The organism is Akkermansia massiliensis (assembly GCF_018847375.1).
Lineage (GTDB): Bacteria > Verrucomicrobiota > Verrucomicrobiia > Verrucomicrobiales > Akkermansiaceae > Akkermansia > Akkermansia massiliensis.
The window spans coordinates 302224-315458 of sequence record NZ_CP072036.1 but is presented as its reverse complement, the minus strand read 5'-3'; the positions used below and the strand labels follow the sequence as shown (position 1 = coordinate 315458).

Below are 13235 nucleotides of genomic sequence, written 5' to 3'. Positions count from 1 at the left end.
TTACGCGAATAATCATTAGGAATGCGCCCCCGAATTGGAAGATTACGGCAGGATGCCGAAAAACGAGAACGAAGAATTGAACCATGAAGACCTTCTCAGCCAAACCGCAAGAAGTAGAGCGCAAATGGTATGTTATAGACGCTGCCGACAAGGTGCTCGGCCGTGTTGCCGTTGAAGCGGCTAACATTTTGCGTGGCAAGAACAAGACAATTTTCACCCCCCACGTTGATTGTGGCGACTTTGTCATTATCGTGAACGCGGACAAGGTGGTGCTGACCGGCAACAAGGAAAACGCCAAGATTTACACCCGTTTCTCCGGATACGTCGGCGGCAAGCAGGTGGACACTCCGCGGAAAATCCGCGCCCGCCGCCCCGAACTTCTTCTGGAACTGGCCGTCAAGGGCATGGTGCCCCACACCCGCCTGGGCCGTCAGCAAATGACCAAGCTGAAGGTTTATGCCGGCGCCGGTCATCCGCATGAAGCCCAGCAGCCCACTGCCATCACTCTCTAATTGATTTCCCCAGACATGAGTCAGACAACCCCATACAACGCCACCGGCCGCCGCAAGACCGCCATTGCACACGCTTGGCTTACTGAAGGTGCCGGCCGCATCACGATCAATCGTCGCGGTTTTGAAGAATACCTTCCCACCGTCCAGTTGCAGAACGCCGTTCTCCAGCCCTTCCAGGTTACCAACACCATGAACAAATTCGACGTGAACGTCGTCACCAAGGGCGGCGGCATTCACGGCCAGGTGGGCGCCATCCGCATGGCGATTGCCCGCGCTCTGGTTCAGGTTGATGAAGCTTCCCGCGCCCAGCTGCGTGAATTCGGTCTTCTGACCCGTGATTCCCGCATGAAGGAACGTAAAAAGCCCGGTCGTCCCGGCGCCCGCAAGCGTTACCAGTTCTCCAAGCGCTAAGCTTGGCTGGCTGCGAAGGAACTGGCTTTACCATTTCTTTCTCGGAAAAGGAGTGCTCCCTGCGGAGTACTCCTTTTTCGTTGCAGGGGAAGCTGGTTGCTGTTACGATTAATTATTATGGAAGAAGGTCGGCAGCAGGACGGAATTCCGGATTCTTCTCCGGAAGAAGAAAAAACGGAAAGAAGCGTTTTCCCTATTGCTCCTTTACTGCTTGCGCCGCTTTTTCTGGTGATAGCCTCTTTTCTGAAACATTCCCATCGCATGCCGGGGAATGTCTCCGGCCTCAGGAAGGTGGAATACGGTCCCGCTTTCCCTTTGTTTCAATTTGCAGGCGTGGCCTTGTATTTCTATCTGGCTTACGTGGCCTTTAAGAAAGGCTTTCCCGGCTGGGGCTGGGTGTTTGGTTCCCTTGCGGTGGCGTTCAATCCTTTTCCGGCGTTTGCCACGGGAATTGCGGGCGACTCCATGGCATGGGGTGTGGCCGTGCTCGCGACCGTTTCCGTGACGGTGAAAGCCTTGATGGACTCACCGCGGCAGCAAGGAAAGCTTTAGCCGTTTACCGGTGGTACGGCGTTCCCGCCAGAATGGTATGGCAGCGGTAAAGCTGTTCCAGCAGGACGACGAGCGCCAGCTCATGCTGGAGGGTGAATTTGCTCAGGGCCAGGATATGGCCGCACCGGGAACGCAGTTCTTCCGTGTGGCCGTCCGAGGCCCCGATGAGGAACGCGATGCGGCGCACGGAACGCATCTGCCAGTCCCGCGCCAGTTTGACCAGCTTCTCCGTGGTCCAGAGTTCTCCGCGTTCGTCCATGGCGATGCGCAGGCAGCCCTCGCTGGCGGCCAGCAGGCGTTCTGAAACGTCTTTGGAGCTTCCGTCTTTGACGAGTTTGAGTTCCGTCTTGCCGAAAGGCTTGAGGCGGTTGAGGTAGAGTTCCACGCCTTCCCGGGCATAGCCCAGGGCCGGCTTGCCTGCGGCCAGAATCAGGAATTGCATGAGAAGTCAGGAGTTGGAGGATGAATTGAGGTAGTTCAGCAGGTTGCGGGCCCAGGTTTCCGAAATGCCGCGGATGGCGGCGATGGAAGCCGGGTCCGCCCTTTTGATGGCGGCCACGGACTTGAATTTTTCCAGCAGCATGCTTTTTTTTGCCGCGCTCATGCCTGGGGCGTCGTCCAGGGCGCTTTCCCGCATGCGCTTCCGGTAAAGCAGTTCGTTATAGCCGTTGGCGAAGCGGTGGGCTTCGTCGCGGATGCGCTGCATGAGCTTGAGGGCTCCCGTGCTGTGCGGCAGGCAGAGGGGCTGTGGCTGGTGGGGGAAGAAGATTTCCTCCCGCTGCTTGGCGAGGCCGACGATGGGCATGTCACCCAGTCCGATGGCTTCCAGATCGGCCAGGGCGGAGGAGAGCTGGCCTTTGCCGCCGTCCACCACCACCAGGTCCGGAACCTTGATGGGGGCTTTTCCTTCTCCGCTGAGCTTCTTGAGCCACTGGTACAGGGTCATGTCCGCGGGCCGTGAGGCCACGGCGTCGCTCTCCGCCAGAATGCGGGAGTAGCGCCTCCGGATCACTTCAGACATGGAGGCGAAGTCGTTCTGCCCGTCCACCGTGCGGATGCGGTAGCGGCGGTAGGCCTTGTTGTCCGGTTTGCCGTTGGTGAAGCGCACCATGGAGGCCACGATGTGGTTGGAGGAGACGTTGGAAATATCAAAACATTCCATGATGGCTGGAGGCTCTTCCAGGCCCAGGGCCAGCCCCAGTTCCTTCATGTCTTCTTCCGGGCGCACGGTGCCGGGCAGGTTGGGCGTTCCCTTCTGGAACCGCCGCGCGGGCTCCAGAACCTTGACCAGGTTGTCCCGGATGTCCCGCAGGTACGCTGCGCGCTCGAAGTCCAGCTCGTCGGAGGCCTGCATCATTTCCCGGGTGAGCTCGTCCAGAGTGCTTTTTTTGCCGGTTCCTTCCAGCAGGCGCGCCGCCTGGTCGAAGTTCCGGTTATAGTCGCTCACGGAAATGCGCCCGATGCACGGGGCGGAGCAGTTGCGTATCACGTCCGCATGGCAGTGCTTGAACTCGTGGAGACCCGGATTTTTGGCCTTGCAGGTCCGCAGCCGGAAATGCCGGTTCAGCCATTCCTGCGTGGCGTAAAGCGCCTGGGAGTGGACAAAGGGGCCGAAGTAGCGCGCTCCGTCGTCCTTGCGCACCCGCGCCAGCTGGAAGCGCGGCAGTTTTTCCCCCTTGGGAATCTTCAGCAGGGGATAGCGCTTGTCATCCTTCATCTGGATGTTGTAATGCGGGCGGTACTGCTTGATGAGCTTGCTTTCCAGCAGAAAAGCCTCCTGGTCGTTCCTGGTTTCAAAGTAGTCGAATGACGCAATGGCATTGATGAGCGCCCTTGTCTTGTGGTTGGACAGGGTGGCCCCCGTGGGGGAAAAGTAGTTGCCCAGGCGGCGGTGGAGGTCCTTGGCCTTGCCCACGTAAATGGTATTCCCCAGGGCGTCTTTCATGATGTAAACGCCGGGTTTATGCGGAGTTTGCCTCCAGAGTTCCTTCAGAGATGGTTTCTCACGATCTGCCACGGGGATTATTATGCCATATGCGGCAAGAAATGAAACTGCGGAAACGTACTGCATTACGGCTACTTGGCTTGCCTAGGAAGACTTCTTCTGTATAATCCCCTACGTCTTTTGTATGAATCCTGTACCGTTTACCACGCTGGCTGCCGCCATGGACTTTGTGGTGGGAGATAGAAACTATCCCCTCTCCGAGCTGTTTATGAAAGGCGGCTTCATCATGTGGCCGCTGCTCCTGTTATCCATCGCCGGGGTGGTGGTGCTGGTCATGTGCTGTTTTTCCACCCGCGCCTCCGCCGTTCTGCCCACCAAGCTGGTGGAGCAGGCGGAATCCTTCATCCGCAAGAGGGATTATACGGGCCTTTCCATCCTTTGCAAGGATGGGGACTCCTGCTACGCGCGCGTAATGCTGACGGTGGCCAGTTTCATGCTGCGCAATCCTTCCGCCCAGTTTGAAGAGGTGAGGGAAATAGCCGCCGCGGAAGGCGGCCGCCAGGCGGGCTTCCTGAGTCGCCAGATTTCCTGGCTGTCGGACATCGGCGCCCTGGCTCCCATGCTGGGCCTGCTGGGAACCGTAGTCGGGATGATGAAGACCTTTTTTGAGATCGCCAACGGTGATTTCTCCGGCGGCAAGCAGCGCATCGACATGGCGGGCGGCGTGGCGGAAGCCCTGATTACGACCGCGGGCGGCCTGATGCTGGGGATCCCCGCCATCCTGGCCTATGTGTACTTCCGCAGCCGCGTTCACAAGCGCGTGGGGGACCTGGAAGCCGCCGTGACGCACAGCGTTTCCGTAGTAGCCACCCAGCTCCAGAAGCCGCGTGCCGGCGTAGCCGGAGCCTTCCATGAGGAAGAACTTCCCAGGGTTCCCGTTGACCCCACCTCCCTGCGCGACGTGCGCGGGCTTTAGCCGGAAGCGGCCATCCCCACCACACCGGAAGAACGTATGAAATTCCACTATAAAATGCCCAGCCCCATCGGGTTCCAGCTCGCGCCCATGCTGGACATCGTGTTTCTGCTGCTGGTGTTTTTCATCGTGACCCAGACGTTTGAGGATGACGAGCCGGACCTTTCCATCAACCTCCCCTCCGCGGAGACTCCCAAGCCCGGTGAAAACGTTTCCAATGAAATCATCGTGAATATCCGGAAGGACGGCACCGTGGTGATCAACCGCCAGGCGTATACCATGCCGCAGCTGGAGGACAAGCTTCTTTCCGTCGCCCGGCTGGATAAAACCATGCTCGTCCGCATCCGCGTGGATGAGAAGGCGGAATCCGGCGTGGTGGTGCATGTGATGGACGCCTGCCTGAAGGCCGGGCTGAACAATGTTTCCTTCTCCACGCGGCCTCCGGCTCCCTCTTCCGTCAATGTTCCCAACCCCCAGGCTTCATGAAAGCATTATTTTTCATCAATGCAGGTTTAATGACTTTGGCGGCGTTCGCCGCCGCGCAGGAAAACATTCCGGACGCCGCTCCCATTGCGGACGGTCCGCTGGTCGCCAATCCGGAGCAGGATTCCCTGGACATGGCGGACATGCTGTACAAGCAGGCCCAGGAACCGGCGACGAAGGCGAACCGGCAGGAATATGGCCGCCTGCTTGATTTGAGCCTGCGCAAGTATCTTGAATTTGCCCAGCGTTTCCCCCAGTCCGCCCAGGCTCCCCTGGCGGAGTACCGCGCCGCCATGTGCCTGGAGGAGCTCGGCAGGAAGGAGGACGCGCACACCCTGTTCCGCAGGCTGACCCAGACGGGCGGCCCGGCTCTGGTTGCCGCTTCCGCCTACCGCCTGGCGACGGATGCCTCCGCTGCCGGGGAAACGGACAAGGCTATCCAGTATTACCAGCTCGTGGTCCGCAATGCGGAACAGAATGATTTGAAAGTGGACGCCCAGTACCGCCTGGGACGTCTGTTTCTTGCCAGCGGGAATCCGGACGCCGCCGCCACCATGTTCTGCGCGGTGATAGGCAATCCGGAAGCGGATGCGAAATTTGTTTTGGTGTCCCGGATGGGGTATGCCGCCCTGTGTGCGGATACGGGCCGTCTGGGTGAAGCCTATTCCGAATACCGCAAGGTGCTGGAAACGCCAGGCGTGGATGACAGGAACCGGGGCATCGCCACCCTTCAGGCCGCCATGCTGGCAACCAGGCTGAAAAAGACCGCGGAGGCCCAGAACCTTTATGAACGGCTTTTGAAGGACGAATCCCTGAAGGAAATGGCGCCGGAAGCCCGCATGGGGCTGCTGCTGGGGCTGTACAACATGGGCAAGTACAAGGAGATCCTTTCCCAGCACGAGCAGCAGAAGGACATGAAGATGCCGACCAAGGACGGCCAGGTGCGCCTGCTGATGCTTCTGGGCCAGTCTGCCTACAAGCTGAAGGAGTACCAGAAGGCGGCGGATTTCTTCCTGGAGGCGGAAAAGGCCGTTCCCTATACGCAGGAAGCCATGCAGGCCTCCTTTTACCGTCTGCTGTGCTATAATGAACTCAAGCAGAAGGACCTTCCCCAGCGGGCACAGAGCTTTCTGAACCATTACGCCAAGGCCTTTCCGACCAGCGAACTGCACGACATGGTGCGCCTGATGGCCGCGGAGAACCTGTTCAACACCAATCCGGCGGATGCCGCCCGGTTTTACGCCAGCATTGATTTTGACAAGGTGCCCCCCAGGATGCGCGCGGATATCCTGTACAAGAGCGCGTGGGCGATCGCCCAGGCCGGGAACCGGGGCGTGGCCGCCAAACTGCTGACGGATTTCATCAACGATTTCCCGCGGGACCCGCGCATTTGCGAGGCGCTGACCCTGCGCGGGGACATGTACGCCAAGACCAAGAAGGAAGCGGAGGCCCTGATGGATTTTGACCGGGTGATCGCTCGCTGGCCGAAGGCGGAATCCGCCGCCGCCGCGTGGCAGCGGGCCGCCCAGATTTATGCGGGCCGCCAGGATATGGTGAACATGGCCAAGTATTATGAAGGCCTGATTCAGAATTTCCCGAAGGCGTCCCCCGCCGCTCTGGCGGAAGCTCATTTCCTGCTGGGGCGTGCGGCGTTTGACCAGGGAGACTTCAAGTCCTCCATCAGCCACATGGCGGAAGCCAAGACGCTGGACCCCCAGAAGTACGGGGAACAGGTCAATGTGCTTTCCGTTCTGTCCTATCACAAGCTCCAGGACGTGAATAAATTGAAGGAGGCCCTGGAAACCCTGCAAAAGGAAAACCCCTCCGCCGTGGCCCGCGTGCCGGACGTCATCCCCGCATGGCTGGGCCTTCAGGCCTATGGCATGAAGGACCTGGAAACGGCGGACAAGTACATGACCTGGGCTACGCAGAACGACCAGCTTCAAAATGTGAAGAAGGTGATCTGGCGCAACCTGGCGAAGGTGCGCCTGGCGCTCAAGAAGTATGACCGCGCCCTGGTGGCTTCCAACAACTTCCTGAAGGATGAGGACCAGCCCTACCGCCGTGCGGACGGCATGCTGGACAAGGCCTCCATCCTGCTGGGGCTGGGCAAGTACGCGGACGCCCGGAAGACGGCGGAGGAAGCGCTGGCCCTGGGAGTGGAAGGCCCCCTGATGGCCTCCCTGAAAATTGTTCTGGGGGACATTTCCTATGCGGAGAAAAAGTTTGATGAAGCAGCCAAGTATTACGGCGTCACGGCCGAGTTGTTCGTCAATGACGCCGAATTGAAACCCAAGGCCCTGTTCAAGGCGGCGGAAGCGCTGGACAAGGCTGGCCGCAAGTCGGAGGCTTCCCAGTACCGGGCGCGCCTGCAGAAGGAGTTCCCGGATTGGAAGCAGGATGACGAATCACTGCCCCCGGATGCCCGCTAGGCGTCCCCAAGGATCGGAACCGGAATGGAGAACAGGCGTAAAAGATGGTATGATCTGTTCGGATTGCTGCCGCGCAATCTGGGCCGTCTGCTGCTGTGGCTGGGCCTCATTCCTATTGCCTTCATCATCGTCCTGCTCGTTTACGCCTGGAGGGCGGACCAGTATGAACTGGACGAGGTGCTGGCCCCCCTGGAAAATTGCGCCGCGTATGACCGCAACGGCCAGTGGATAGGCACCCTGACGGACCACGACCGGGTGTATGTGGCCCGCAATGAACTGCCTGACAACCTGGTGAATGCCTTCATTGCCCGGGAGGACGAAGCCTTTTTCGATCACGGAGGAATCGTGTATTCCTCCATCATCCGCTCCATTTGCCGGAACCTGACCACGCTGTCCTATGCGCAGGGGGCTTCCACCATCACGATGCAGCTGGCGCGGAATTGCTATGAACTGGGGGGGAAGACCCTGGACCGCAAGGTTCTGGAAATGGCCGTGGCGCGCCGCATAGAAGGCAAATACTCCAAGGATGAAATTCTGACGGCCTACCTGAACCGCATCTACTTCGGACAGCAGTGCTACGGCATTGTGCAGGCGGCGGATTTGTACTTCGGCAAAAAAGTGGCGGACCTGACGCTGGCGGAATGCGCCACGCTGGCCGGGCTGGTGCGCGGACCTTCCATTTACAACCCGGTTTACAGTCCGGAGGCGGCCGTCAAGGTGCGCAACGCGACGCTGGAAAGGATGTTTGAGTGCGAATTCATCACCCAGGAACAACTATGGCAGGCGTCCCGCGAACCGATGACGGTGGCGGGAGAACGGGAAGCGCGTCCCGGCTCCTATCCCATCCTGGTCATTTCCCGTGAGCTGAGTGACCTGGACTGCTGCGACGAGCAGGAGGGAACTTCCAGCATTTTTGTAATGACTACGCTGGATTTGGAATTCCAGCGGATGGTGGAGGAAATAAGCGAGCCTGCGCTGACCGCGCTGGAAGCTTCCCCCGTGTGGGCCGGACTGCCCAGGAGAGTGGACAACCAGTTGAAGAATTGCGTGCAGGCAGCCGTGCTGTGCGTGGATTCCCGCAAAGGGGACCTGCTGGCCGTGACGGGGGGGCGCTCTGCGCTGGACGGCGTGGACCGGTGGCAGACGATGGTGATGCCCGGCGACCTGTTTACTCCCGTCGTCAACCTGTGCGCCGTGGACCAGCGCAGGACTGTTATTCGCAGCAGTCCTGAAGTGACCGGGCGCGGGGTAGGGTTCAATACGGTGATAGAAACGGCGCAGAAGGCCGGGTACAAGGGGGACCTTCCGCGTTCCCCGGATTTGTATGCCGGCAGGTTCCGCGCGCCTCTCTCGCATGCCGTCAATGCGCTGTACCTCATCGGCAACGACGGGCGCAACGTGCAGATTTCCTCCGTCAGGCAGGTGGGCACCACCAAGAAAAATCTGGTGATGGTGAACGCTCCCTCTCCGGAAGAAAGCCGCCGGGAAATCCTGCCGCGGGAATCCGCCCACCTGGTAGCGGCCCTTCCTCCCTTCCGTTACGACGAACGCTCCAGGAAGACGTCCGTCAATGTCAGGCTGCCGGAAAACACGGGGCATTTCTCCGCCGTCATGGGGCGTTATTTCACGGTCTTTGTCTGGGTGGGCTTCGACGAGCCGGATGAAGCCGTCTATAAAAAGAAGGGCGTTGCCTCCGCACTGGCGAAGACCTCCGCCGCGCTGGCCGGGGAAGTGTATGACCGGGCGGAGGAAAACCGTCGCAAAGCCGTCCGGGAGCGCCGGGAGAAGGAAGCTCCTGCGGAGCAGGACACCTGATGGCATCCAATTTTCCATTAATAGAATATCATGAACCACTCACCTGAAATGACCGCGGCCATCCTGGCCGCCAAATCCGCCGGAGCCTTCCTGAAAAAGCATTTTTACGACCAGAAGAAGGTGGATGAAGCCAGCCAGAACGACATCAAGCTGGAGCTGGACAAGCTCTCCCAGAAACTGATTACGGAGGAAATCCTCTCCGTGTTCCCCGCCCACGCCGTTTTGGGCGAGGAAGGGTATACCGGAGACCGCAACAGTGAATATGAATGGATTGTGGACCCTATTGACGGGACGGTGAACTACTTTTACACCATTCCCTGGTTCTGCGTCTCCATCGCCCTGCGCCGCCGCGGGGAAATAGTGCTGGGCGTGATTTATGATCCCATGATGGACGAATGCTGGCATGTGGAAAAGGGAGGCATTCCGTACATGAATGACCATCCCATGCATTGCAGCCGCCGGGAAAAGATGGCGGAGGCCGTGGTGTTCGTGGGACACGGCAAGACGGACGGTTCCAAGGAAAAAGGAATCGAACGCTTCGCAAAAATCGCCTGGCAGGTACGCAAGGTGCGCAACAACGGTTCCGCGGCCCTGGCTCTGGCGTATATTGCCTGCGGCAGGTTTGACGCCTATGTGGAAAGCGTCATTTCCATCTGGGACATCGCCGCCGGGGTTCTGCTGGTGGAAGCTGCGGGAGGGAAGGTTGTCCTGGAACCGAAGGAGGACAATCCGGAACAATTCGCCATCGTCGCCTGGAACGGCCGCATTCCGATCATGGAAGCTCTGGACGAATAACTTGAACGACATTGCCGCAGTATTGTATGAAAGACATGATTGCACTGACCGGGCTGGGATATGATATCCACCGTTTTGCGGAAGCTCCGCGTCCCCTGATGCTGGGCGGCGTGCACATTCCTTCCGCCCGCGGGCTGGACGGCCATTCCGATGCGGACGTTTTGTGCCACGCCATTGCAGACGCGCTGCTGGGTGCGGCCGGGTTGCCGGACATCGGCTACTGGTTCCCGCCGGGAGACCCTGGCTGCAAAGATATTTCTTCCCTGGACATCGTGGCGAAGGCCGTTTCCCTGATTCGTGAGCGCGGCGGCCGCGTGGTGAATGTGGATTCCTCCCTGATTGCGGAAGCTCCGCGCATCTCCCCCTATCTGGAACAGATGAAGGGAGCCCTGGGAAGTGCCCTGGGCATCTCCCCGGCGCGCGTGGGAGTGAAAGCCACCACCAATGAACAGCTCGGCGCCCTGGGCCGCCGGGAAGGCATCGCCGCCTTTGCCGTGGCGGCTATTCTGATGCCGGAAGATTTGACTGCGCCGTAAGAAGACGTCTGCCATATTTCCTTTTTTGGGCTCTTTTTTTAGAAGGGGTGTGGGGGCGGCTGTGCCGCAGGCTGGGGTTCAGGCTTTAGAGCGGCAGACGGATTTGGAATCCGGAGTCAAGCCTACAAAACTGAAAGAAAAACGTTTTCAGGGGATTGAACTTGCCAATATCCTGGGAATTGCCATAGGGAGTTCTTGATGTGACGGGCTTTCTTTTCGTTCCGGCAATCATTAATAACCGTCTTTACACTTCGGCGGCGGTAGCCATCAGGGCCGGGTACCCTGTCTCCCGGACGGTATGCGGCTGTGAAAGGGAACGGTGGAATATTGATGGAGGGCGGTTTTGCGGTTCCGGCGCCTGGGAACGGAAGGCTCCCTCCTTTCGTTGTTGAAACTCTTTCTGTAGCGCAGCGGAAGCTTCTTATCCAATAGCCCCCGGGCCTCTCCACAGGCGGTCCATCAGGACCGGGATGCCCTGTCTCCCGGGGCGATATGCGGCTGTGAATAGGAGATGGAAGAAATATTGGCGGAGCGTCAATTTGGACCGTTTTGGAGCATAGCGAAGGGCAGTATTTCCAGCTATGGAATCCATACCGGATTCCAAATTCGCTAAGTTGATTCTGGTGGGTGTTTGGCATTTTCTGCCGGGCCGCTCCAATTAGCTACACAAAGAATATATGACGAGGAAAACCGGGCTTCTCCGAGTGGAGGGGTCCGGTTTTTTTGAGGGGCTGCCGTATGGAAATTTCCCTTTTCTTCCAGCGCTTGTCATAGGGGGATTTTCTTTCCATCATCCGCCCCAATAAAAAAGTGCGGCCGTGTGAACAGCCGCACTTGCAGGGAAGAGAGAGTAAAGGCGCGCCCCTACTTCTTGGGCGTTATGTTGCGCATGTTGCGGCCCTTGGCCTTGCGCTGCTGTTCCTCCAGGGCCACGCGCTGCTGGTCCATCATCCTCTGGAAGAAGCCGGGCTTCTTCTTTTTGGCGGCGGAGAGCACGGGCATGGGCAGGCGGCGGATGAGGGCCGTCTGGCCGATGGAAATCAGGTTCTGCGTGGTCCAGTACAGGGCCAGGGCGGAAGCGAAGTTATAACAGAACAGGAAGAACATCAGGGGCATCAGGTTCATGATGATGCGCTGGGAGCGTTCGCCCGCCTGCGGGGTCATCCGCATCTGGACAATCATGGTCACGGCCATGATGAGAGGCAGGATGTTGATCGGGATGCCGAACAGGTGGCCTACGGTGTCGGGCAGGGACAGGTCCGTCATCCACAGGCAGAAGGGCTGGCCCCTCAGCTCCGCGGAATACTGGAGCACGCGGTAGAAGGCGAAGAAGATGGGGATCTGGATGAGCATGGGCACGCAGCCGCTGGCAGGGTTGATGCCGTATTTCTGGTACAGCTTCATCATCTCCATGTTCACCTTCTGGGGGTCGTCCGGATATTTTTCCTTAAGCTTGGCCATCTCCGGCTGAACCAGGGACATGCGCTTCATGGCCATGTAGGATTTCTTGTGCAGCGGCCAGATGAGCGCGCGGACGACGATGGTCATGCAGATGATGGCCACGCCCCAGTTTCCGAACCATCCGTGGAAGAGGTTGAGCAGCCAGTTCATCGGCACGCTCAGGAAGACGAGCCAGCCGTACGCCATGATGTCGCTGATGGCGGGGTAGGTGAGGTTCAGGTCGCGCAGGTAGGCGTTGAATTTGGGACCGGTGTAGATGTCGTAGGTGAGCGTCTTTATTTCGTTGGGCGCCATGGTCAGGTTGGGGATGCCCATGGCTACGGTGACGCCGGGCACCAGTGTGTTGTTTTCATGCGCCAGCGGGAATTCCTGGCGGGTGGCGTACACGGTGGAGCCCTTGGACTCGTTCTGGGGAAGAAGAATGGTGGCGTAGTACTGGCTCATCACGCCGGCATAGGTCAGGTCCTGCAAGGGGCCTTCCAGGACGCGGGCCTTTGCGGTGCTGAAAAAGCCGCCCGTGAAATAGGAGGGCACTTCCTGTTCCAGGGAACCGTCCGCATGGTAGAAGAAGTGGGTGTAGGTGTCCTTCGGTTCACTCTTGGCGATGGGGTAGGCGCTGCCGCCGAAGATGCCCATGTAGCGCAGATCCTGGACGTTGGAGGATTTGTTGAGCAGGGAGACGGTCAGGCGGATGAGGTACTTGCTGCCGGGCAGTACTTTTCCTTCCAGATTCTTGACGGGGTGCAGGGTGTAGGTCTTGGAGATGAAGAGCTGCCGTGCGGGATCATAGCCCTCCAGGGTGACGGAGTCCGCCGTGCGGCTGACTTCCTTGTACACGGTGTTGTCATAGGACGGGTCCTGGGTGGCGTCCATGTTGAAGACAAGCTCGCCAATGCCCCTCTGCTGGGCTTCGTTGATGGTGATGTTGTGGTCCGCGACTTTTTGGGAGTCCACAATGTCGTTGTGGAGGGTAACGGCGCCGATGGAGCCGCCGATGCGGTTGAAGGTGTACGTGATGAAGGGTTCCTGCTTGCCGTCCGCTTCCTGCGTGGCCGTCAGCGTGATCGGGCTGGTCTTGTCTTCTTCAAGGGCCTTGTTGACGGAAGGCTGTTCCGGGGCGCTGGGAGCGGCGGGCGCCTGTGCTCCGGGAGCCGGGACGCTTGCCGGAGCGGCGGCCGTCTGCTGGACGGGAGCCGGGGCGGCGGGGACGGGCTCTTCCTTTTTATTGTTGCCCATGTAAATGTTCAGGCCCAGAAGGGCGGCGCAAACGCCTATGACGATCCATGCTGTGCGATCCATAATGTGATATAGCTTGATTGA

The 13235-nt window shown here is 59.2% G+C and carries 12 protein-coding genes; 9 read left to right on the top strand and 3 right to left on the bottom strand.

Going from position 1 to position 13235, the window contains the following annotated elements; all coding sequences use genetic code 11:
* Nucleotides 1-83 precede the first annotated feature (83 nt).
* From rplM to J5W70_RS01305, 3 genes are all read left to right on the top strand, one after another.
* Nucleotides 84-512: a 50S ribosomal protein L13 gene (gene rplM / locus J5W70_RS01315; protein WP_022396002.1), complete on the top strand. Its 429-nt coding sequence runs from the start codon at nucleotides 84-86 to the stop codon at nucleotides 510-512.
* A gap of 15 nt (nucleotides 513-527) precedes the next feature.
* Nucleotides 528-923, top strand: a complete 396-nt coding sequence (gene rpsI / locus J5W70_RS01310) for a 30S ribosomal protein S9 (RefSeq protein WP_022396003.1) — start codon at nucleotides 528-530, stop codon at nucleotides 921-923.
* Nucleotides 924-1019: 96 nt separating this feature from the next.
* Nucleotides 1020-1475, top strand: a complete 456-nt coding sequence (locus J5W70_RS01305; protein WP_215832671.1) for a hypothetical protein — start codon at nucleotides 1020-1022, stop codon at nucleotides 1473-1475.
* 4 nt (nucleotides 1476-1479) lie between these two features.
* Here the strand turns inward: J5W70_RS01305 and J5W70_RS01300 are convergent, their stop codons facing one another.
* Nucleotides 1480-1917 (bottom strand): 23S rRNA (pseudouridine(1915)-N(3))-methyltransferase RlmH, encoded by a 438-nt coding sequence (locus tag J5W70_RS01300; RefSeq protein WP_022396005.1) that lies wholly within the window; start codon nucleotides 1915-1917, stop codon nucleotides 1480-1482.
* 6 nt (nucleotides 1918-1923) lie between these two features.
* On the bottom strand, nucleotides 1924-3492 hold the full coding sequence (locus tag J5W70_RS01295; RefSeq protein ID WP_257228257.1) for an excinuclease ABC subunit UvrC: 1569 nt from the start codon (nucleotides 3490-3492) through the stop codon (nucleotides 1924-1926).
* Between the two features lie 112 nt (nucleotides 3493-3604).
* Here J5W70_RS01295 and J5W70_RS01290 point away from each other — a divergent pair, with 112 nt between their 5' ends.
* From J5W70_RS01290 to ispF, 6 genes are read left to right on the top strand one after another with little or no spacing between them, the layout of a single operon-like run.
* Entirely contained in the window at nucleotides 3605-4396 is a 792-nt protein-coding gene (locus J5W70_RS01290) for a MotA/TolQ/ExbB proton channel family protein (protein ID WP_022396007.1), read from the top strand.
* A 36-nt stretch (nucleotides 4397-4432) separates the two neighbouring features.
* Complete coding sequence (locus J5W70_RS01285; RefSeq protein WP_022396008.1) at nucleotides 4433-4879, top strand: ExbD/TolR family protein; 447 nt, start codon at nucleotides 4433-4435, stop codon at nucleotides 4877-4879.
* On the top strand, nucleotides 4876-7308 hold the full coding sequence (locus tag J5W70_RS01280) for a tetratricopeptide repeat protein (RefSeq protein WP_102731863.1): 2433 nt from the start codon (nucleotides 4876-4878) through the stop codon (nucleotides 7306-7308). The genes J5W70_RS01285 and J5W70_RS01280 overlap by 4 nt, the downstream gene beginning before the upstream one ends.
* A 24-nt stretch (nucleotides 7309-7332) precedes the next feature.
* Complete coding sequence (locus J5W70_RS01275; protein WP_022396010.1) at nucleotides 7333-9123, top strand: transglycosylase domain-containing protein; 1791 nt, start codon at nucleotides 7333-7335, stop codon at nucleotides 9121-9123.
* Nucleotides 9124-9153: 30 nt separating this feature from the next.
* Nucleotides 9154-9918 (top strand): inositol monophosphatase family protein, encoded by a 765-nt coding sequence (locus J5W70_RS01270; RefSeq protein ID WP_215832673.1) that lies wholly within the window; start codon nucleotides 9154-9156, stop codon nucleotides 9916-9918.
* Between the two features lie 26 nt (nucleotides 9919-9944).
* Nucleotides 9945-10454, top strand: a complete 510-nt coding sequence (ispF, locus tag J5W70_RS01265; protein ID WP_022396012.1) for a 2-C-methyl-D-erythritol 2,4-cyclodiphosphate synthase — start codon at nucleotides 9945-9947, stop codon at nucleotides 10452-10454.
* An 864-nt stretch (nucleotides 10455-11318) separates the two neighbouring features.
* Here the strand turns inward: ispF and yidC are convergent.
* Nucleotides 11319-13214: a membrane protein insertase YidC gene (gene yidC, locus J5W70_RS01260; RefSeq protein WP_022396014.1), complete on the bottom strand. Its 1896-nt coding sequence runs from the start codon at nucleotides 13212-13214 to the stop codon at nucleotides 11319-11321.
* Nucleotides 13215-13235: the final 21 nt, after the last annotated feature.

Coding starts and splice junctions, on each gene's coding strand:
- rplM (WP_022396002.1), top strand. CDS start 84: ATGAAGACCTTCTCAGCCAAACCGCAAGAAGTAGAGCGCAAATGGTAT.
- rpsI (WP_022396003.1), top strand. CDS start 528: ATGAGTCAGACAACCCCATACAACGCCACCGGCCGCCGCAAGACCGCC.
- J5W70_RS01300 (WP_022396005.1), bottom strand. CDS start 1,917: ATGCAATTCCTGATTCTGGCCGCAGGCAAGCCGGCCCTGGGCTATGCC.
- J5W70_RS01290 (WP_022396007.1), top strand. CDS start 3,605: ATGAATCCTGTACCGTTTACCACGCTGGCTGCCGCCATGGACTTTGTG.
- J5W70_RS01285 (WP_022396008.1), top strand. CDS start 4,433: ATGAAATTCCACTATAAAATGCCCAGCCCCATCGGGTTCCAGCTCGCG.
- J5W70_RS01280 (WP_102731863.1), top strand. CDS start 4,876: ATGAAAGCATTATTTTTCATCAATGCAGGTTTAATGACTTTGGCGGCG.
- J5W70_RS01275 (WP_022396010.1), top strand. CDS start 7,333: ATGGAGAACAGGCGTAAAAGATGGTATGATCTGTTCGGATTGCTGCCG.
- J5W70_RS01270 (WP_215832673.1), top strand. CDS start 9,154: ATGAACCACTCACCTGAAATGACCGCGGCCATCCTGGCCGCCAAATCC.
- ispF (WP_022396012.1), top strand. CDS start 9,945: ATGAAAGACATGATTGCACTGACCGGGCTGGGATATGATATCCACCGT.
- yidC (WP_022396014.1), bottom strand. CDS start 13,214: ATGGATCGCACAGCATGGATCGTCATAGGCGTTTGCGCCGCCCTTCTG.